Origin of the sequence: Streptomyces sp. NPDC020884 (genome assembly GCF_044333935.1) — a bacterium.
Classification (GTDB): domain Bacteria; phylum Actinomycetota; class Actinomycetes; order Streptomycetales; family Streptomycetaceae; genus Streptomyces.
In genome coordinates, this window is record NZ_JBIRRY010000005.1 from 510,313 (window position 1) to 528,991 (window position 18,679).

Sequence of the window (18,679 nt, forward strand, 5' to 3'; positions counted from 1 at the left end):
CGACTGTTCCGTTGTCCCCGGGGCAATGCTGCTTTCCCCGGTAATCATTTGTACAGCGGTGGGTACCGCATTGTGAAGCCCCGTCAATTGCATCCGCGTGTCCGTGTGCAATCCGTGTGCAATCCGGGCGCGATTTTTCCAGACCTTTTCCGTGCGGTGTCGCGGCCGATATCTCGGCGTGATCTGCGCAGGGCGCTCACCGGGTTCGTTCCGTCCGATATCTACCCGCGTAGAAATTTTGGCCAGGTACGCTGAGTGGACCCGCGGGGGTCTGGGGAACCCCCCGGAGAGACAGCCGCATCACACCACCACACCGGGAGTGCCAGTGGCACGCGTCGTAGTCGACGTCATGCTCAAGCCCGAGATCCTCGACCCGCAGGGACAGGCTGTGCAGCGTGCACTGCCCCGTCTCGGCTTCGAGGGAATCGCGGACGTTCGTCAGGGAAAGCGTTTCGAGCTCGAGGTCGAGGGACCGGTCGACGACGCCGCCCTCGCCCGTATTAACGAGCTGGCCGAGACGTTCCTCGCCAACACCGTCATCGAGGACTTCGTCGTGAAGGTGGAGGAGGAGAAGTGACCACCCGTATCGGCGTCGTCACTTTTCCCGGCACCCTCGATGATCAGGACGCCCTGCGCGCCGTCCGGATCGCGGGCGCCGAGCCCGTATCCCTGTGGCACCGCGACAAGGACCTGCACCAGGTCGACGCGGTCGTCCTGGCCGGTGGTTTCTCCTACGGGGACTACCTCCGCGCCGGAGCCATCTCCCGCTTCTCGCCGGTGATGGAAACGCTCATCGAGCAGGCGAAGGCCGGTATGCCGGTCCTCGGCATCTGCAACGGATTCCAGATCCTGACCGAGGCGCACCTGCTGCCCGGCGCGATGCTGCGCAACAACCACCTCCACTTCATCTGCCGCGACCAGAGCCTGCGGGTGGAGAACGCGGAGACCGCCTGGACCTCGGACTACAGCGCCGGCCAGGAGATCAGGGTCCCGCTCAAGAACATGGACGGCCGGTACACCGCCGACGAGCACACGCTCGACGAGCTGGAGGCCGAGGGCCGCGTCGCCTTCCGCTACCTGGACGGCAACCCCAACGGCTCGCTCCGCGACATCGCGGGCATCACCAACGCCGCGGGCAACATCGTCGGTCTGATGCCGCACCCGGAGCACGCCGTGGAGCCGCTGATCGGCACCGGCCGCACCGACGGCCTCGGTTTCTTCACCTCGATCATCAAGAAGCTGGTCAACGCATGAGCCTGGATACGGTCAAGCACGCGGCCGAGACCCCGGACGCCGAGCAGCCCTGGAAGGAGCTCGGCCTCAAGGAGGACGAGTACGCCCGGATCCGCGAGATCCTGGGCCGCCGTCCCACCGGCGCCGAGCTCGCCATGTACTCGGTGATGTGGTCGGAGCATTGCTCGTACAAGAGCAGCAAGGTCCACCTCAAGCAGTTCGGCGAGAAGGTCCCGGCCAACGACGCCATGCTCGTCGGCATCGGCGAGAACGCCGGCGTCGTCGACGTCGGCCAGGGGTACGCGGTCACCTTCAAGGTCGAGTCGCACAACCACCCCTCGTACATCGAGCCCTACCAGGGCGCGGCCACCGGCATCGGCGGCATCGTCCGCGACATCCTCGCCATGGGCGCCCGGCCGATCGCGGTCGTGGACCCGCTGCGCTTCGGCGCGGCCGACCACCCCGACACCAAGCGCGTCCTGCCGGGCGTCGTCGCGGGCATCGGTGGCTACGGCAACTGCCTGGGCCTGCCCAACATCGGCGGCGAGGTCGTCTTCGACGCCTGCTACCAGGGCAACCCGCTGGTCAACGCCGGGTGCATCGGCGTGATGAAGCACGAGGACATCCACCTCGCGCAGGCGTCCGGTCCCGGCAACAAGGTGATCCTGTACGGCGCCCGCACCGGCGGCGACGGCATCGGCGGCGTCTCCGTGCTGGCGAGCGAGACCTTCGAGTCCACCGGCCCGGCCAAGCGCCCCGCCGTCCAGGTCGGCGACCCGTTCCAGGAGAAGCTCCTCATCGAGTGCACCCTGGAGATCTTCAAGGAGAGGCTCGTCGCGGGCATCCAGGACCTCGGCGGCGCCGGGCTCTCCTGCGCCACCAGCGAGCTGGCCTCGGCCGGTTCCGGCGGGATGCGCGTCGAGCTGGACACCGTGCCGCTGCGCGACTCCTCCCTCTCGCCCGAGGAAATCCTCATGAGCGAGTCGCAGGAGCGCATGTGCGCGATCGTCGAGCCGCAGCACGTGGACCGCTTCCTGGAGATCTGCGAGAAGTGGGACGTCATCGCCACCGTCATCGGTGAGGTGACCGAGGGCTCCCAGCTGGAGATCTTCTGGCACGGCGAGCAGATCGTGGACGTCCCGCCGCGCTCGGTCGCGCACGACGGCCCGGTCTACCACCGCCCGTTCGCCCGCCCGTCCTGGCAGGACGCGCTCCAGGCGGACGACGCCGGCAAGCTCGCCCGCCCGGCGGACGCCGCCGAGCTGCGCGAGCAGGTCCTCAAGCTGGTCGCCTCCCCGAACCAGGCCTCCAAGGCGTGGATCACCGACCAGTACGACCGCTTCGTGCAGGGCAACACCGTCCTCGCGATGCCCGAGGACGCGGGCATGGTCCGCATCGACGCCGAGTCGAACCTCGGCGTCGCGATGGCGACCGACGGCAACGGCCGGTACGCCAAGCTCGACCCGTACACCGGCGCGCAGCTCGCGCTGGCGGAGTCGTACCGCAACGTCGCCGCCTCCGGCGCCAAGCCGCTGGCCATCTCGGACTGCCTCAACTTCGGCTCCCCCGAGGACCCGGACGTCATGTGGCAGTTCGCCGAGGCCACCCGCGGTCTCGCGGACGGCTGCCTGGAGCTGGGCACCCCGGTCACCGGCGGCAACGTCTCGCTGTACAACCAGACCGGTGAGACGGCGATCCACCCGACGCCGGTCGTGGCCGTGCTCGGCGTGATCGACGACGTCAACCGGCGTACGCCGGTCGCCTTCGCGGAAGAGGGCCAGCTCCTCTACCTGCTGGGCGACACCCGCGAGGAGTTCGGCGGCTCGGCCTGGTCCGAGGTCGTCCACCAGCACCTGGGCGGCCTGCCGCCGAAGGTGGACCTGGGCCGCGAGAAGCTGCTCGCCGAGATCCTCATCTCGGCCTCCCGCGACGGCATGATCGACGCCGCGCACGACCTGAGCGACGGCGGCCTGATCCAGGCCGTCACCGAGTCCTGCCTGCGCGGCGGGAAGGGCGCCCGGCTGGTCGTGCCGGACGGACTGGACGCGTTCACGTTCCTCTTCTCCGAGTCGGCGGGACGCGCGGTCGTCTCGATCCCGCGCAGCGAGGAGCTCCGCTTCAACGACATGTGCGGGGCGCGCGGTCTGCCCGTCGCCCGCATCGGTGTCGTGGACGGCGAGGAGATCGAGATCCAGGGCGAGTTCAGCATCCCGCTGAGCGAGCTCCGTACGGCGCACGAGGCGACGATCCCCGCGCTGCTCGCCTGAGAGCCTGTCGGGTCGCGCGTCGACCGGTGGGCCCGAAGCCCCCGCCCGGATGATCCGGGCGGGGGCTTCGGCCGTTCTTTCCCCGTCCTCTTGATAGAGATTACGTAATTACGTAAGGTTGGTGTCATGGAGCTGGAGCAGCGGGTCGCCGAGCTGGAGCGGCGGCTCACGGCACTGGAGCGGCAGGACCCCGCGTCCCCGCGTCTGGGCGACGGCGACTTCTGGGCCCTGAACGGGCTGAAACAGCAGCTCGCCGAGGTCGGCGAGGCCGCGGCCGACGGAGGCGTGCTCTACACGGGCGCGGTCCGGCTGCCCACCGGTGAGAGTTACGAGTGGCAGTACGGCGCCCTCACCGAGGCCCTGGTCGACGGGGACTGGGCGGACGCCGCCGAGTCGTTCGCCGCGCTGGGCCACCCGGTCCGGCTGCGCCTGCTCCGCGAGATCCTCGGCGGCCTCAGGACGGCCGCCGAGCTGGCCGCGCTCGACGGGGTCGGCACCACCGGCCAGATCTACCACCATCTGCGCCAGTTGACCGGCGCGGGATGGCTGCGCGCGGCAGGACGCGGCCGGTACGAGATCCCGCCCGCCCGGGTGGTGCCGCTGCTGGTGGTGCTGACGGCGGCGACGCCGTAGGGCCGACGACCGAAGACGACTACAGGGGGAGAGCCGAACATGTCCGTCCGTAAAGCTGTGGAGAGGGCCCACCGGGTTTCCTGGGTGGTGCTGCTCGCGCTGGTGATCGCCGAGTTCTTCGTCGACCTGCCCGGTCCGGGGTGGGCGACCACGCTGCTGCCCGCGACGGTCGTGGCGGTCCTCCTGCTGACGGTGATCGTGCTCCAGAGCCGGGCCGCCGCGCCCCGGGGCGCGGCGCCGGACCCGGTGGAGGTCGCCCCGCCGGTGACCGGGCGCTGGTCCGCCCTGAACAGCCCGGCGGACAAGGTGCCGAGCCACGGGACGCATGTCTACGGGCAGACGTACGCGATCGACATCGTGGCCGAGCCGGACCCGGGGGAGGGCGGGGCCCCGGCCCGTCCGCCGTTCCGCCCGGTGTGGCCCCTCTTCCGCCGCAACCGTCACTTCCCGGCCTTCGGCGCTCCGCTGCTCGCGGTGGCCGATGCCACGGTGGTCCGGGCGAGCGACGGCCAGCGCGACCATCTGAGCCGCAACTCACTGCCCGCTCTCGCCTATCTGCTGCTCGTCGAGGGCAACGTCCGCTCGACCATGGGCGCGCACCGGATCATCGGCAACCACGTGATCCTCGATCTGGGCGACGGGACGTACGCCGTCTACGCCCACGTCCAGCGCGGCTCGCTCCAGGTCCGCGCCGGGGACACGGTCCGCGCCGGGCAGCGGATCGCCGGCGTGGGGAACTCCGGGAACACCACCGAGCCCCATCTGCACTTCCACCTCATGGACGGCCCGGACCCCGACGCGGCCCGGGGCGTCCCGTTCACCTGGCGGGGCGTCGGAGTCCCCGCGAGCGGCGAGACGTTCACGGTCGAGGAGCAGGTGACACCGGCCTGACCGGGCGATGTCGCAGGGGCCGGTTAGTCTCGGCCCCATGCCCCCGGCCAAGAAGCGTCCGCGCACCTACGACCACCTCAGGACCCGGACCGCGGTCCTCGCCCAGTTCGCCCATGTGCGCGACGCCGTCCGCAGGTTGACGCCCGACCAGCTCGCCCGGCCGACCCGGCTGGGCGAGTGGACGGTGCGGGAGCTCGCCGCGCATGTCGCGATGGGCCTGAACAGCGTCACCCGGTCGCTGGCCCTGCCGGAGCCGCCCGGCCCCAAGCCCGAGGTCGTCCTGCTGGAGTGGCCCTCGGCCACCGTCGCGCACGCCGCCCGCATCGCCGAGGACGTCGAGGACCTGGCGGTCGAGCGGCCCGACCTCGGCACGCTGTACGAGGAGGTCGAGGCGGGATTCCTCGCGGCCGTCCCGGCGTCCGGCGCGGGGGAGCGGCTGCTGACCACCCGGGTCGGCGCCATGCGGCTGGCCGACTACCTGGTCACCCGGACCGTCGAGCTGACCGTCCACACGGACGACCTCAACGAGGCGCTCGGGCTGGAGATCCCGTACGACCGGCAGGCGCTGGCCGCCTGCACCCGGCTGCTGGCCGACGCCCTCGCGGACCGGGCCCCCGGCGGATCGGTCGAGGTGCGCGTCCCGCCGTTCGCGGTGGTCCAGTGCATCGGCGGGCCCAAGCACACCCGGGGCACCCCGCCCAACGTCGTGGAGACCGGTGCGCTGACCTGGATCCGGCTCGCCACCGGGCGTACGGAATGGGCGCGGGCCCTGGCGGACGCCGAGGTCAGCGCCAGCGGCGAGCGGGCGGATCTGGCCGAGCTGCTGCCGCTGATGGGCTGAGACGGCCCGCCCCCTGCCGGAACGGGCGGAACCGGATCGGGCCCTCGTACCGTCACATCGCCATGCGCACCCAACGTACGACCCTCAGCGTCAGTGTCCTGGCCCTCCTCGCCCTCGCCGCCTGCGGTACGGAGTCGGGTTCCGGCTCCGCCAAGGGCTCCGGCGACGGCGGCGACACCGTGCAGAGCGATGTCCCCGTCACCGGGGTGGCGTGGAGCGTCGACTCCGTGACCGTCGGCGGGAAGAAGACCGAGGCCCCGAAGGGGGCCCGGCTGGAGATCGATCCGAAGGGCCGGGCCAAGGCCCACTTCGGCTGCAACCACATCAGCGTGGACGCCCGGGTGAAAGGCGACCGGATCACCCTGGGCAAGCCCGTGACCACGCAGATGGCGTGCGAGGAGAGCATCGAGAAGTTCGAGAAGGCCGCCATCGACGCGATGGGCGGCGAGCACACCGCGAAGCTCTCCGGCGACCGGCTCACCCTCACCACCGAAAGCGGCGACACGATGGCGCTCAGCGAGGAGAAGCCCGCCGATCTGGTCGGCACCCGATGGGCGGTGACCACGCTGCTCAGCGGAAAGACGGCCACCTCGGTGCCGGCGGATCTGCCGAAGGAGCGGGCGCCCCATCTGACCCTCTCCGAGGGCGGCGCGGTCCAGGGCAACTCCGGCTGCAACTCCTTCCGCGGCAAGGCGACGGTCAAGGACGACACGATCACGTTCGGTCCGGTGGTCGGCACCCGGAAGATGTGTCCGGAGGCGGAGATGGAGGTGGAGCGCGCCGTGCTCGCCGCCCTCAAGGGCTCGACGACCTACACGATCGTGGGCAGCACGCTCACCGTCACCGCGGCCGACGGCAAGGGGATCGGCGCGTCGGCCGCATCCCCCGGGGCCGGGAAGGGCTCCCAGCACGGCTGAAGCCGGCTCCCCGGTGTGAGGCTCACCACGAAACAAGCGTTCGGCCGACGGCCGGGGCGTAGATCGGGTGGGTTCACCGAGCGCCACGGCCGGCCGTCCGCCGCCCCCGACCCCTACTGGCCGGTAACTGGCCTCTCGGCCCGGCACTGACCGCCGCCGCCGCCCCGCGGAGCCGGGGCGGCCGGCCCGGCGGTCACGCAGCGTGATCGCTCGAAGTCCCGCGAATCGCCCGCCCCGGGCGGCGGGCGGGCCCGTTTTCCGTGCTCCACCGCGCGTTTGCCCACCGGTCCCCAATTCGGACCAGTGGTCGATCTCGCCTACACTCGGTGCCGTGCCCCGTGGTGATGGACGACTCAACCACGACCTGCTCCCCGGAGAGAAAGGCCCCCAGGACGCTTGTGGCGTCTTCGGTGTCTGGGCTCCGGGTGAAGAGGTCGCCAAGCTCACCTATTTCGGACTGTATGCCCTGCAGCACCGCGGACAGGAATCCGCGGGCATCGCAGTGAGCAACGGGTCCCAGATCCTGGTCTTCAAGGACATGGGACTGGTCTCGCAGGTCTTCGACGAAACGTCTCTGGGTTCCCTCCAGGGCCATATCGCGGTCGGTCATGCCCGCTACTCCACCACCGGCGCCTCGGTGTGGGAGAACGCGCAGCCGACGTTCCGTGCCACCGCGCACGGCTCGATCGCCCTCGGCCACAACGGGAACCTGGTCAACACCGCCCAGCTCGCGGAGATGGTCGCCGACCTTCCGCGCAAGGACGGCCGTGCCACCCAGGTCGCCGCGACCAACGACACCGACCTGGTGACCGCGCTGCTCGCCGGGCAGCGCGACGAGAACGACAAGCCGCTCACCATCGAGGAAGCCGCCGCCAAGGTGCTCCCCGACGTCAAGGGCGCCTTCTCCCTCGTCTTCATGGACGAGCACACGCTGTACGCCGCCCGCGACCCGCAGGGCATCCGCCCGCTGGTGCTGGGCCGCCTCGAGCGCGGCTGGGTGGTCGCCTCCGAGTCCGCCGCGCTCGACATCTGCGGCGCCAGCTACGTACGCGAGATCGAGCCGGGCGAGCTCGTCGCCATCGACGAGAACGGTCTGCGCACCACTCGATTCGCGGAAGCGAAGCCCAAGGGCTGTGTCTTCGAGTACGTCTACCTGGCCCGTCCCGACACCGACATCGCCGGGCGGAACGTCTACCTCTCCCGGGTGGAGATGGGCCGCCGGCTGGCCGCCGAGGCTCCCGCCGAGGCGGATCTCGTCATAGCGACCCCGGAATCCGGCACTCCCGCCGCGATCGGGTACGCGGAGGCCAGCGGCATCCCCTTCGGCGCCGGACTGGTGAAGAACGCCTACGTCGGCCGGACCTTCATCCAGCCCTCGCAGACCATCCGCCAGCTCGGTATCCGGCTCAAGCTGAACCCGCTGAAGGAAGTCATCAAGGGCAAGCGCCTGGTGGTCGTCGACGACTCGATCGTCCGCGGCAACACCCAGCGCGCCCTGGTCCGGATGCTCCGCGAGGCGGGCGCCGCCGAGATCCACATCCGGATCTCCTCGCCGCCGGTGAAGTGGCCCTGCTTCTTCGGGATCGACTTCGCGACCCGCGCCGAGCTGATCGCCAACGGCATGACCGTCGACGAGATCTGCACCTCGATGGGCGCCGACTCCCTCTCGTACATCTCGATCGACGCGATGATCGAGGCGACGACGATCGACAAGCCGAACCTCTGCCGCGCCTGCTTCGACGGGGTGTACCCGATGGAGCTCCCGGACCCGGAGCTGCTCGGCAAGCAGCTGCTGGAGACCGAGCTGGCGGCGGGCCCCGCGGCGACCGCCGCGGCCGACGCGCTGCGCCGTCCGTGACCCGGACGCGCCGCCGCCCCTCCCACCAGCCCCGTATCTCCACACGAAAGATCCCAGGCCATGTCTGAGACAACAGGTGCTTCCTACGCGGCGGCCGGCGTCGACATCGAAGCCGGTGACCGTGCCGTCGAGCTGATGAAGGAGTGGGTGAAGAAGACGCAGCGGCCCGAGGTCGCGGGCCTCGGCGGTCTCGGCGGCTTCGCCGGCCTCTTCGACGCCTCGGCGCTCAAGCGCTACGAGCGTCCGCTGCTCGCCTCCGCCACCGACGGCGTCGGCACCAAGGTGGACCTGGCGCGTCAGATGGGCGTGTACGACACCATCGGCCACGACCTCGTCGGCATGGTCGTGGACGACCTCGTCGTCTGCGGCGCCGAGCCGCTGTTCATGACCGACTACATCTGCGTCGGCAAGGTGCACCCCGAGCGTGTCGCGGCCATCGTCAAGGGCATCGCCGAAGGCTGTGTCCTGGCCGGCTGCGCCCTGGTCGGCGGCGAGACCGCCGAGCACCCGGGCCTGCTGGGCCCGGACGACTTCGACGTCGCCGGCGCCGGCACGGGCGTGGTCGAGGCCGACCGGCTGCTCGGCCCGGACCGTATCCGCAAGGGTGACGCGGTCATCGCCATGGCGTCCTCCGGTCTTCACTCCAACGGGTACTCGCTCGTCCGCCACGTGGTCTTCGACCGGGCCGGCTGGACGCTGGACCGGGAGATCGAGGAGTTCGGCCGGACGCTCGGCGAGGAGCTCCTGGAGCCCACCCGGATCTACTCGCTGGACTGCCTGGCGCTCACCCGGACGACCGAGGTGCACGGCTTCAGCCACGTCACCGGCGGCGGCCTGGCGAACAACCTGGCCCGGGTCGTCCCGGACGCTCTGCACGCCACCGTGGACCGTTCCACCTGGACGCCCGGCGCGGTCTTCGACCTGGTCGGCACCGCAGGCAAGGTCGAGCGGCTGGAGCTGGAGAAGACGCTGAACATGGGCGTCGGCATGATCGCGATCGTCCCGGCCGACTCGGTGGAGGCCGCGCTGACGACCCTGGCCGACCGCGGGGTCGACTCCTGGGTCGCCGGGGAGATCACCGACCGCGGTGACCACGCCACCGGCGCGGCGCTGACCGGCAACTACGCCCGATAGGCAGCCACGGACAGCCGTGACGCCGCTGTGCACCGGGCGGGCCGCCCCGAGCGACCCCGCCCGGCGCACACCGCACCTGCGGGACCGCTCCGGATCGGGACAGCACAGAACCCGGCCCGGGGCAGGCCCGGACCGGGTTGATGTGTCAGCGCGAGGTCAAGCGCCGCGGCGCTGTGACGATGGACCGGACTGATCGTCCTGATCCTCGTCCTCGTCCTCGTTGTAGCGATCCGCGTACTGTGCGTACGGGTCATCTTCCTCGTCGTCGTCCTCGAACGGCTCTGCGTTCGGTGGTTGACTCGAAGGCGATGCGCCCAGCTCATTGGCCAGACGCGACAGGTCAGTCCCGCCGCTGCTGTACTTCAGCTGGCGGGCGACCTTGGTCTGCTTGGCCTTTGCCCGGCCGCGCCCCATGGCTCGACCCCCTCGGTGACGGGGCTCGACGGCCCCAGAGTCTTGACACGCGTTCATGTTTCAGGACGGACTCTCGACAGAGAGACCGCGCCCGTAGGGCTTTAACGGTACCTGCTTCCGTGGCCATACGGTACGCCGCCCGCATTCCGGTCCCGGCACAGGGCCAGCGAGGAGCCCCGTCCTCCCTGGTCAACTGCGATTTTAACCTCTTGTGGAGGTACGACCCGCCGACCGGCGTGAGTCTTGTCTCGCCGGTCGGCGGGCCGCTGGGGCCGCCCGGTCAGCGGGAGCGCGCCTCCGCCATCCGCTGCTCGGCCAGCCGGTCGGCCGCCGCGGCCGGCGGAATGCCATCCGCCTTCGCACGTGCGAATATTTCCAGCGTGGTGTCGAAGATCTTCGTGGCCTTCGCCTTGCACCGGTCGAAGTCGAACCCGTGCAGCTCGTCGGCGACCTGGATCACGCCGCCGGCGTTGACCACGTAGTCGGGTGCGTAGAGAACCGACCGGTCGGCCAGGTCCTTCTCCACGCCCGGGTGCGCCAGCTGGTTGTTGGCCGCGCCGCACACCACCTTCGCGGTGAGCACCGGCACGGTCCGGTCGTTCAGCGCGCCGCCGAGCGCGCACGGCGCGTAGATGTCCAGGCCCTCGGTGCGGATCAGCGCGTCGGTGTCCGCGGCGACCGCGACCTCCGGGTGCAGGTCGGTGATCCGGCGCAGCGACTCCTCGCGGACGTCGGTGATCACGACCTCGGCGCCGTCGGAGAGCAGGTGCTCGACGAGGTGGCGGCCCACCTTGCCGACCCCGGCCACGCCGACCTTGCGGCCGCGCAGCGTCGGGTCGCCCCACAGATGCTGGGCCGAGGCCCGCATGCCCTGGAAGACGCCGAACGCGGTGAGGACCGAGGAGTCGCCCGCGCCGCCGTTCTCGGGGGAGCGGCCGGTGGTCCAGCGGCACTCCCGGGCGACGACGTCCATGTCGGCGACGTAGGTGCCGACGTCGCAGGCGGTGACGTAGCGGCCGCCGAGCGAGGCCACGAACCGGCCGTAGGCGAGGAGGAGTTCCTCGCTCTTGATTTTCTCCGGGTCGCCGATGATGACGGCCTTGCCGCCACCGTGGTCGAGACCGGCCAGGGCGTTCTTGTACGACATCCCGCGCGACAGGTTCAGCGCGTCGGCGACGGCGTCGGCCTCGGAGGCGTACGGGTAGAAGCGGGTGCCGCCGAGGGCCGGGCCCAGGGCGGTGGAGTGGAGGGCGATGACGGCCTTGAGGCCGGTGGCACGGTCCTGGCAGATCACGACCTGCTCGTGACCTCCCTGATCCGAGTGGAACAGGGTGTGCAGGACGCCGTTAGTCACATCGGTCACTGTGGTGACTCCCAAGTACGAAGCGGCGGAGGCCCTCCTGGGGGTGGGGAGGGCCCCGGACCGACCGGCACGGCCGGTCCGATGGGCAAGAGCGTAAGTCCTCCGGGGGCGCGGATCTGCCCCCGTGCGGAGGATCACTCCTTGGGGGTGCACCGCCGTGACACGATGCGCTGCATGTCGGTGGTGTCTTCGGTGCTCGTCCCTTACACGTCCTACCTTCGGGTCTACGAGCCGCTCGCCGCATTCGCCGAGCCCGAGCGGAGTCATTGGGCGCGCTACGCGCAGCGCGATGATCTCCCCACGGCCCAGGACGAACTGCGCCGCTCGCTGGCCGACTTGGCGTCGACGCCGCCGGTCGGGGTGCCCGTGCACGAGAGCGGCGACGCGTTCGTGGCGGAGCTGGCCGGGGTGGTGTGCGTCTGCCCGTGGCGGACCAGACTGCGGGGCTGGCTGGCTCTGGCGGAGCTGGGGGGAATGTTTCCGGCCAACGTGCTCGACGCCGTGCTGCCGGCGGTGGTGCGCGGCCAGGCGGCGGCGGACCACGAGCGCTGGCAGCGGCTCCACCCGGACGCGAGGCCGTGGATCCGCACCACGGTGTGGCAGGTCCCGGTGCGCTGGTTCGTCCTCTTCCACGACGAGGAGCGGGAGTACACGGCGGCGGACGGCGAGGGGGCCGGTCCCGTCCTGCGCTACCGCACCCCGATGGTCGAGGCCCGGCGGCGGCTGGCGCGGGCGCTGCGGACGCTCCGCGAGAACGCTCCCGAGGGGCCGCTGACCGAGGGCCTCGTGGACGTGGGGCGCTGGCTGGAGGAATTCCACCCGCGTTCCCTGGTCGAACTGGACTACGGGGGCCTGGTGCACGCGCTGCCGGCGGAGCGGCTCGCGGGGGACCGGTCGGCGGCGGATGTGGCGGAGGGGCTCACCGCGCTGCGCGACGGCGACACCGAGGGCGCGGGGGAGGCGTACGCGCGGCTCGCGGAGCGCTGGCGGGCCGTACGGGACCTCCAGTTCACCAATTGACGTGAAAAGGCCCACAGCGGCATCAAGGTGATGGAACCGGGGCATCCTTCATCCAGGACGGCCGAGAGGCCGACGGGCGGGCCGCGAGGCCGGGTCGTACGGGAGGAGGAGGGAGCCGGGTCGCCTCGACGGAGGGCGGCGAAGGCGGATCGGCAAAGAGTTGACGGGCCGTGAACCTGCGTCCTGTGTGATGCGTGTGATGTGTGAGGCGGAAGCGTACGCCGCTGGGCCCAGGACCTACGTCCCGAACCGGGCCTTTGCCTCAAGCGTGATGGACAGCACTTACGGGGCCCTTGCGTCTATCCCTACCCCTCATGCCAAAATAGGACAAGGAGTCCGGGGAGGGCTCCTTCTGTCCAAGTAAGGGCAGAATGCTCGACATTGCCTTCTATGGGGGGTCTGACGACTCCTGTTCGCTCTGTGACTGATCGTCACTGGAGTGTGACTGTCCGCTATGGCATGGTCCATCGGCTTCCGTCGCTGATGAACACCTGGAGGGCAATTCCATCGGTTTGGCCGACGTGGCTGGACGGATGGTGTAGTTGTAGTGCCGAGGACAAGCCGTTCGTCCTATAACCGACTCGGCCCGCGTCCGCCATTTCGGGCAACGCGGGTCAAGGTGCAGAATTTAGAGGAAAGAACCGAGAAGGTTCGGTTCTCCCGAGGAGGCCGCTCATGACCGCTCGCACCCCTGATGCCGAGCCGCTGCTGACCCCGGCTGAGGTTGCCACGATGTTCCGCGTGGACCCGAAGACGGTCACCCGTTGGGCCAAGGCTGGCAAGCTCACGTCCATCCGCACGCTCGGTGGACATCGCCGGTACCGCGAGGCAGAGGTCCGCGCACTGCTTGCGGGTATTCCGCAGCAGCGCAGCGAGGCCTGACACACCCCTGCCGCGCAGCAACACAGCAGCACAGCATCACAACCCGGGCAGCTGCCAGGTCCCCCAACCCCAGCCGCCCACCCATAGCTCCACTCGACGGACGCCTGCCCCAACGGGCGTCGTGCCTGTGTTCCACGGGTGCCGTCGTATCGATCGCGCTGGACTCCGCCGGGTCCAGCGCGATCTTTTTTGTGCCCTGTGCAGGGGTTCTCCGGGGCTGTCCCGGGCCGCTGGGGCGGGCCTGTCCAGAACCGGGCGGTCGGTCGGCTTCACCGGGCGGGACGCCCTCCGGCGCGCTGTGGGCGACTGTCCGCGAGGGGGCCGGCGGGTTCGGGCCCGGGGGTCTTCGTGGGTCTGTGGGCGGGTCTGTGCGGGAGTGTGGGTGAGCGTCCCGGAGGGGGTGGGGACGCGGTGGGACAGCCCCGGACGGAACGGTCCTCGTGCGCCTGTCACCCCCGTGCAATTGCACATATTAAATTCATCAGTTGTAGGGGAGGCGTAAAATCCCTCGGCCTGAAAACTCTTTCAGTGACTACCATCACACCGCATGATGCTTGCCAACTCCCAGCCTGCCACTGTCGGGACGCGGAAGCATCCGGCCGATGGTCATGTCGCGGAGGGTCTTTCGGCCCCGGCCTCGTCCTCGGCGGGCCGTTCGGCGGAGGTCCGGCGTCCGGCGGCGGCCTGCGGGGCGCCGGAGGGGCCCGTGGGCGCGCTCCGCTCCCCGTCCTCCCCGTCCTCCCCGGGCTCCAGAGCGAGGCGCAGGAGGCGATGGCACACCGCGCAGTGCCGGGTCAGGTGGCGGTAGGCGGAAGCGGCCGCCAGATGGGCGCGCAGCAGCGCGCGGGTCTCGTGTCGTGCCGTGGACGCGGACATCCGAGCCACCTCCCGGTGAGCCCCGCCGTCCCCCGCCGCGAGAAGCACCGGGAGAACAGGGGCAGCAGCCTCTGCTCTACGAGGTACCGGTGGCGGCCGCCGCCGTCAAGACGCGAGAAAGCCCGGATCGAAACGATCCGGGCTTTCTTCTACTGCGGTCCTGACGGGATTTGAACCCGCGGCCTCCACCTTGACAGGGTGGCGAGCACTCCAAACTGCTCCACAGGACCAGGTTTTCGCTGCTTGCCTTGCGGCTGGCTGCGAAACCAGACTGTACAGGAGGTGGGAGGCCCAGGTCGACTTCACTCCTGGTGGTGACTCCGTCACCGCCCCCGGCCCCCGCAGAGGCCCCCGCGTCAGGGCGCGAGGGCGTCGATCGCCTTCACGATCCGCTTGTCCGAGACGGGGAACGCGGTGCCCAGCGCGTGCGCGAAATAGCTGACGCGCAGCTCCTCGATCATCCACCGGACGTCCAGGACCTCCTGCGGCACCGGACGCCCCTGCGGGAGCTGTTCGAGCAGCCAGGCGTACTCGTCCTGCATCTCGTGGACCTTCGCCATCCGCGTGGTGTCCCGCTGCACCGCCGTCGGCATCTGCTGGAGCCGCCGGTCGGCCGCCACGAGGTAACGCATCAGGTCCGGCAGCCGGCGCAGTCCGGTGGCCGTAACGAAACCGGGCGGTACGAGACGGGACAGCTGCGCGCGTACGTCGGTGACGTTGGCCACCAGCGTCGGACTGCCGGTCGCCTTCAGCCGGCGCTCGCACGCCTGCCACGCGGCCAGGATCTGCTGCACCTGGTCGATCGTGCGGACGGCCAGGTCCACCAGATCGGCGCGGACCTTGTCGTACAGCGTCCGGAACGCCTTCTCGTCCCACGCGGGCCCGCCGTGCGCGGCGATCAGCCGGTCCGCTGCGGCGGTGGCGCAGTCCTCGAAGAGCGCCTGGACCGAGCCGTGCGGATTACGGGACAGGGCGAGCTTCTGCGCGTTGGAAAGCCGGTCGGACGCGAACTTCGCCGGGTTCACCGGGATGTTCAGCATGATCAGCCGCCGGGTGCCGCGCCACATCGCCTGCTGCTGCTCGGCCTCGGTGTCGAAGAGCCGTACGGCCACGGTGTCACCCTGGTCGACCAGGGCCGGATACGCCTTGACCGGCTGCCCGGCCCTCCGCGTCTCGAAGACCTTGTTCAGCGCGCCGATGGTCCAGTCGGTGAGCCCGGAGCGCTCGATGGACTCGCCGGACGGCCCGGCGGTGGCCGCGGCAGCCTGGGAGAGCGCCTGCCGGGCCTTCGGCCGCAGCTGGAGCTTCAGCGCCTCCAGGTCCTTGTCCTCGGCGACCTTGCGCCGCCGCTCGTCGACGATCCGGAACGTGATCTTCAGGTGGTCCGGGACCCGGCCGAGGTCGAAGTCGTCCGCCGCGACCGGCACCCCGACCATCCGCTGGAGCTCCCGCGCCAGGGTGAACGGCAGCGGCTCCTGGAGCGGGACCGCCCGGTCGAGGAACTTGTCCGCGTAGTCCGGCGCGGGCACGTAGTGCCGGCGGATCGGCTTCGGCAGCGAGCGGATCAGCTCGGTGACGACCTCCTCGCGCAGCCCCGGAATCTGCCAGTCGAAGCCCTCCGACGTGACCTGGTTGAGCACCTGGAGCGGTACGTGCACGGTCACACCGTCCGCGTCCGCGCCGGGCTCGAACTGGTACGTCACCTTGAACTTGAGCTTCCCCTGCCGCCAGGAGTCCGGGTAGTCGTCCTTGGTGACGGCCCCGGCCTTCTCGTTGATGAGCATGGAGCGCTCGAAGTCGAGGGCGTCCGGCTCCTCGCGCTTCTTGTGCTTCCACCACGAGTCGAAGTGCGCCCCGGACACGACGTGTTCGGGAATCCGCTGGTCGTAGAAGTCGAACAGGGTCTCGTCGTCCACGAGGATGTCGCGGCGCCGGGCGCGGTGCTCCAGCTCCTCGACCTCGCCGAGGAGCTTGCGGTTGTCGTGGAAGAACTGGTGGTGGGTGCGCCAGTCGCCCTCGACCAGGGCGTTGCGGATGAACAGATCCCGTGAGGCCTCCTGGTCGATACGACCGAAATTGACCTTGCGCTGGGCGATGATCGGCACCCCGTACAGGGTGACCCGCTCGTACGCCATCACCGCCGCCTGGTCCTTCTCCCAGTGCGGTTCGCTGTAGGTGCGCTTCAGCAGATGCTCGGCGAGGGGCTCGATCCACTCGGGCTCGACCTTGGCGTTGACCCGCGCCCACAGCCGGGAGGTCTCCACCAGCTCCGCCGACATCACGAACCGGGGCTGCTTCTTGAACAGCGCCGACCCGGGGAAGATCGCGAACTTGGCGTTGCGCGCGCCCACGTACTCGTTCTTCTCGGTGTCCTTCAGCCCGATGTGCGACAGCAGTCCGGCCAGCAGCGAGGTGTGCACCGCCTGCTCGGGGATGGACGCCTCCGCCCCGGGCTCCTCGACGGTGATGCCCATCTGCTTAGCGACCGTGCGCAACTGCGCGTAGATGTCCTGCCATTCGCGGATGCGCAGGAAGTTCAGATACTCCTGCTTGCACATCCGGCGGAACGAGGACGAGCCGCGCTCCTTCTGCTGCTCGCGGACGTAGGCCCAGAGGTTCAGATACGCCAGGAAGTCGGACGTCTCGTCCTTGAACCGGGCGTGGTTCTGGTCGGCCTGGGTCTGCTTCTCCGCGGGCCGCTCGCGCGGGTCCTGGATGGAGAGCGCGGCGGCGATGACCATCACCTCCCGCGCACAGCCGTTCTTGTCGGCCTCGATGACCATGCGGGCCAGGCGCGGGTCGACGGGCAGCTGGGAGAGCTTGCGGCCGAGCGGGGTGAGCCGCTGCCCCTTCTTCCCGTCCGGCGCGGACTTCTCGCCCTGCTCGAGCGCCCCCAGCTCCTGGAGCAGCTGCACGCCGTCGCGGATGTTGCGGTGGTCCGGCGGGTCGATGAAGGGGAACTTCTCGATGTCGCCGAGCCCGGCGGCGGTCATCTGGAGGATGACGGAGGCCAGGTTGGTCCGCAGGATCTCCGGGTCGGTGAACTCCGGCCGGGTGACGAAGTCGTCCTCGGAGAAGAGCCGGATGCAGATGCCGTCCGACGTACGGCCGCAGCGGCCCTTGCGCTGGTTGGCGCTGGCCTGGGAGATCCGCTCGATGGGCAGCCGCTGGACCTTGGTGCGGTGGCTGTAGCGGGAGATACGGGCGTTGCCCGGGTCGATCACGTACTTGATGCCGGGGACGGTCAGCGAGGTCTCGGCGACGTTCGTCGCGAGGACGATGCGGCGTCCCGTATGGCGCTGGAACACCCGGAGCTGCTCGGCGTGCGAGAGGCGCGCGTAGAGGGGGAGCACCTCGGTATGTCTGAGGTTCCGCTTGTTCAGCGCGTCGGCCGTGTCCCGGATCTCGCGCTCACCGGAGAGGAAGACCAGGACATCGCCCGGGGCCTCGTGGCCCAGCTCGTCCACCGCGTCGCAGATCGCGGTGATCTGGTCCCGGTCGGAGTCCGCCGCGTCTTCGTCGGCCCCTTCGAGCAGCGGACGGTAGCGGACCTCGACGGGATACGTACGCCCGCTGACCTCCACGATCGGGGCCTCGCCGAAGTGGCGCGCGAACCGCTCCGGGTCGATGGTCGCCGAGGTGATGACGACCTTCAGATCCGGGCGCTTGGGCAGCAGCCGGGCCAGATAGCCGAGCAGGAAGTCGATGTTCAGGGACCGCTCGTGGGCCTCGTCGATGATGATCGTGTCGTACGCCAGCAGCTCGCGGTCCGTCTGGATCTCGGCGAGCAGGATGCCGTCCGTCATCAGCTTCAGATACGTCGACTCCGGGTTCACCTGGTCGGTGAAGCGGACCTTCCAGCCGACGGTCTCGCCCAGCGGCGTCTTCAGCTCGTCGGCGACCCGCTCCGCGACCGTACGGGCGGCGATCCGCCGCGGCTGGGTGTGCCCGATCATGCCCCGGACGCCGCGCCCCAGCTCCATACAGATCTTGGGGATCTGCGTGGTCTTCCCGGACCCGGTCTCCCCGGCGACGATCACGACCTGGTGGTCGCGTATCGCCTCCAGGATCTCGTCCTTCTTCTGGCTGACCGGCAGCTCTTGCGGGTACGACAGGGCCGGCAGCCGGGCCGCGCGCGCGGCGAGCCGTTCGGCCGCCTTGCCCGCTTCGGCCGCGATCTCGTCCAGCACGGACTGGCGGGCCTCGGGCTTGCGGATGCGGCGCGCTCCTTCGAGGCGCCGGCCGAGCCGGTTCGCGTCACGGAGCGAGAGCTGCCCGAGCTGGGACTGGAGATCGGCGAAGGAAGTAGACATACGGCCCCCAGGATCTCACCCGGGCCCGTGGAGTGGC

Annotated in this window: 15 protein-coding genes and 1 tRNA gene; 11 read left to right on the top strand and 5 right to left on the bottom strand. The window is 70.2% G+C overall.

The genetic code is table 11. From position 1 onward, the window contains the following. Window positions 1-325: 325 nt before the first annotated feature. The 9 genes from purS to purM all read left to right on the top strand — a co-directional run bounded on the left by purS (window position 326) and on the right by purM (window position 9,774). Window positions 326-577 carry a phosphoribosylformylglycinamidine synthase subunit PurS gene (gene purS, locus ACH4UK_RS19195; RefSeq protein WP_003968034.1) on the top strand — a complete coding sequence of 84 codons (252 nt, stop codon included), beginning with the start codon at window positions 326-328 and terminating at the stop codon, window positions 575-577. Continuing rightward, complete coding sequence (gene purQ, locus ACH4UK_RS19200) at window positions 574-1,254, top strand: phosphoribosylformylglycinamidine synthase subunit PurQ (RefSeq protein WP_384333487.1); 681 nt, start codon at window positions 574-576, stop codon at window positions 1,252-1,254. Before purS ends, purQ begins: the two co-directional genes overlap by 4 nt. Next, complete coding sequence (purL, locus tag ACH4UK_RS19205; protein ID WP_398357672.1) at window positions 1,251-3,500, top strand: phosphoribosylformylglycinamidine synthase subunit PurL; 2,250 nt, start codon at window positions 1,251-1,253, stop codon at window positions 3,498-3,500. Before purQ ends, purL begins: the two co-directional genes overlap by 4 nt. A gap of 126 nt (window positions 3,501-3,626) precedes the next feature. Next, window positions 3,627-4,133, top strand: coding sequence for an ArsR/SmtB family transcription factor (locus ACH4UK_RS19210; RefSeq protein ID WP_398357674.1), 507 nt, complete (start codon window positions 3,627-3,629; stop codon window positions 4,131-4,133). 39 nt (window positions 4,134-4,172) lie between these two features. Continuing rightward, window positions 4,173-5,024 carry a M23 family metallopeptidase gene (locus tag ACH4UK_RS19215; RefSeq protein ID WP_398357676.1) on the top strand — a complete coding sequence of 284 codons (852 nt, stop codon included), beginning with the start codon at window positions 4,173-4,175 and terminating at the stop codon, window positions 5,022-5,024. Window positions 5,025-5,061: 37 nt separating this feature from the next. Then, window positions 5,062-5,865: a sterol carrier family protein gene (locus tag ACH4UK_RS19220; RefSeq protein WP_398357677.1), complete on the top strand. Its 804-nt coding sequence runs from the start codon at window positions 5,062-5,064 to the stop codon at window positions 5,863-5,865. A gap of 62 nt (window positions 5,866-5,927) precedes the next feature. Then, a complete protein-coding gene (locus ACH4UK_RS19225) occupies window positions 5,928-6,782 on the top strand; it encodes an META domain-containing protein (RefSeq protein WP_398357679.1) in 855 nt (284 codons plus the stop codon). Window positions 6,783-7,113: 331 nt separating this feature from the next. Continuing rightward, window positions 7,114-8,640 carry an amidophosphoribosyltransferase gene (purF, locus tag ACH4UK_RS19230; RefSeq protein ID WP_398357680.1) on the top strand — a complete coding sequence of 509 codons (1,527 nt, stop codon included), beginning with the start codon at window positions 7,114-7,116 and terminating at the stop codon, window positions 8,638-8,640. Between the two features lie 60 nt (window positions 8,641-8,700). Further along, the gene (gene purM, locus ACH4UK_RS19235) at window positions 8,701-9,774 is read left to right on the top strand and encodes a phosphoribosylformylglycinamidine cyclo-ligase (RefSeq protein WP_398357682.1); all 1,074 of its coding nucleotides are present in this window, start codon (window positions 8,701-8,703) and stop codon (window positions 9,772-9,774) included. 156 nt (window positions 9,775-9,930) lie between these two features. Here purM and ACH4UK_RS19240 read toward each other — a convergent pair whose 3' ends face one another. Together ACH4UK_RS19240 and ACH4UK_RS19245 are read right to left on the bottom strand one after the other, a co-directional pair. Then, window positions 9,931-10,188 (bottom strand): DUF3073 domain-containing protein, encoded by a 258-nt coding sequence (locus ACH4UK_RS19240; RefSeq protein ID WP_398357684.1) that lies wholly within the window; start codon window positions 10,186-10,188, stop codon window positions 9,931-9,933. A gap of 280 nt (window positions 10,189-10,468) precedes the next feature. Further along, complete coding sequence (locus tag ACH4UK_RS19245) at window positions 10,469-11,551, bottom strand: Leu/Phe/Val dehydrogenase (RefSeq protein ID WP_398357686.1); 1,083 nt, start codon at window positions 11,549-11,551, stop codon at window positions 10,469-10,471. A 174-nt stretch (window positions 11,552-11,725) separates the two neighbouring features. Here ACH4UK_RS19245 and ACH4UK_RS19250 point away from each other — a divergent pair, with 174 nt between their 5' ends. Together ACH4UK_RS19250 and bldC are read left to right on the top strand one after the other, a co-directional pair. Continuing rightward, window positions 11,726-12,571 (top strand): hypothetical protein, encoded by an 846-nt coding sequence (locus ACH4UK_RS19250; protein WP_398357688.1) that lies wholly within the window; start codon window positions 11,726-11,728, stop codon window positions 12,569-12,571. Window positions 12,572-13,246: 675 nt separating this feature from the next. Then, a complete protein-coding gene (gene bldC, locus ACH4UK_RS19255) occupies window positions 13,247-13,453 on the top strand; it encodes a developmental transcriptional regulator BldC (RefSeq protein WP_003949541.1) in 207 nt (68 codons plus the stop codon). A 606-nt stretch (window positions 13,454-14,059) separates the two neighbouring features. Here bldC and ACH4UK_RS19260 read toward each other — a convergent pair. From ACH4UK_RS19260 to hrpA, 3 genes are all read right to left on the bottom strand, one after another. Continuing rightward, entirely contained in the window at window positions 14,060-14,329 is a 270-nt protein-coding gene (locus ACH4UK_RS19260; protein ID WP_398357690.1) for a DUF6274 family protein, read from the bottom strand. A gap of 155 nt (window positions 14,330-14,484) precedes the next feature. Continuing rightward, window positions 14,485-14,559 (bottom strand) — tRNA-Asp (locus ACH4UK_RS19265). A 126-nt stretch (window positions 14,560-14,685) separates the two neighbouring features. Continuing rightward, a complete protein-coding gene (gene hrpA, locus ACH4UK_RS19270; RefSeq protein WP_398357692.1) occupies window positions 14,686-18,642 on the bottom strand; it encodes an ATP-dependent RNA helicase HrpA in 3,957 nt (1,318 codons plus the stop codon). Window positions 18,643-18,679: the final 37 nt, after the last annotated feature.

Coding starts and splice junctions, on each gene's coding strand:
- purL (WP_398357672.1), top strand. CDS start 1,251: ATGAGCCTGGATACGGTCAAGCACGCGGCCGAGACCCCGGACGCCGAG.
- ACH4UK_RS19210 (WP_398357674.1), top strand. CDS start 3,627: ATGGAGCTGGAGCAGCGGGTCGCCGAGCTGGAGCGGCGGCTCACGGCA.
- ACH4UK_RS19215 (WP_398357676.1), top strand. CDS start 4,173: ATGTCCGTCCGTAAAGCTGTGGAGAGGGCCCACCGGGTTTCCTGGGTG.
- ACH4UK_RS19220 (WP_398357677.1), top strand. CDS start 5,062: ATGCCCCCGGCCAAGAAGCGTCCGCGCACCTACGACCACCTCAGGACC.
- ACH4UK_RS19225 (WP_398357679.1), top strand. CDS start 5,928: ATGCGCACCCAACGTACGACCCTCAGCGTCAGTGTCCTGGCCCTCCTC.
- purM (WP_398357682.1), top strand. CDS start 8,701: ATGTCTGAGACAACAGGTGCTTCCTACGCGGCGGCCGGCGTCGACATC.
- ACH4UK_RS19240 (WP_398357684.1), bottom strand. CDS start 10,188: ATGGGGCGCGGCCGGGCAAAGGCCAAGCAGACCAAGGTCGCCCGCCAG.
- ACH4UK_RS19250 (WP_398357688.1), top strand. CDS start 11,726: ATGTCGGTGGTGTCTTCGGTGCTCGTCCCTTACACGTCCTACCTTCGG.
- bldC (WP_003949541.1), top strand. CDS start 13,247: ATGACCGCTCGCACCCCTGATGCCGAGCCGCTGCTGACCCCGGCTGAG.
- ACH4UK_RS19260 (WP_398357690.1), bottom strand. CDS start 14,329: ATGTCCGCGTCCACGGCACGACACGAGACCCGCGCGCTGCTGCGCGCC.
- hrpA (WP_398357692.1), bottom strand. CDS start 18,642: ATGTCTACTTCCTTCGCCGATCTCCAGTCCCAGCTCGGGCAGCTCTCG.